Source organism: Pseudomonas sp. NPDC087614 (genome assembly GCF_044743485.1).
In the GTDB taxonomy this organism is placed as follows: domain Bacteria; phylum Pseudomonadota; class Gammaproteobacteria; order Pseudomonadales; family Pseudomonadaceae; genus Aquipseudomonas; species Aquipseudomonas baetica_A.
Window position 1 is genome coordinate 1 of the sequence record NZ_JBIUWN010000061.1, and the last position, 739, is coordinate 739.

The window sequence follows — 739 nt, forward strand, 5'->3', positions numbered from 1 at the left end:
GCTATCAGCCTCGGACTCCACCGCGCCAGTCAACGGGTAGCAGCCAAGGGTACGGAAACGCACTTTCTTTTTGACGATGCGCGCTTTGTCCTCATCGGACAGGTGCTCGAGGATTCGGTCGTCGTCGATCATGATCAGCGTGCCGTTCTTCTCGATCACTTCGCGCTCGGCGGCAAAGTACAGCGGCACAATCGGGATGCCTTCGAGGTAGATGTACTGCCAGATGTCCAGTTCGGTCCAGTTCGACAACGGGAACACGCGGATGGATTCGCCCTTGTTGACCTTGCCGTTGTAGACGTTCCACAGCTCTGGACGCTGGTTTTTCGGGTCCCAGCGGTGCTTGCTGTCGCGGAACGAGTACACGCGCTCTTTGGCGCGGGATTTCTCTTCATCACGACGGGCACCGCCGAACGCTGCGTCGAAACCATGCTTGTCGAGCGCCTGCTTCAGGCCCTCGGTTTTCATGATGTCGGTGTGCTTGGCGCTGCCGTGGGTGAACGGGTTGATGTTCTGCGCCACGCCGTCCGGGTTGATGTGGGTGATCAGGTCCAGGCCCAGTTCTTCGACCATCTTGTCGCGGAACTTGTACATCTCCTGGAATTTCCACCGGGTGTCGACGTGCATCACCGGAAACGGCAGTTTGCCCGGGAAGAACGCCTTGCGTGCCAGGTGCAGCATCACGGCGGAGTCTTTACCGATGGATTACAGCATCACAAAGACTCCGCCGTGATGCTGCACC

The 739-nt window shown here is 58.7% G+C and carries 1 pseudogene; it reads right to left on the minus strand.

From position 1 onward, the window contains the following. Positions 1-739: pseudogene (cysD, locus tag ACIOWA_RS20450) on the minus strand (sulfate adenylyltransferase subunit CysD); the annotation flags it as partial.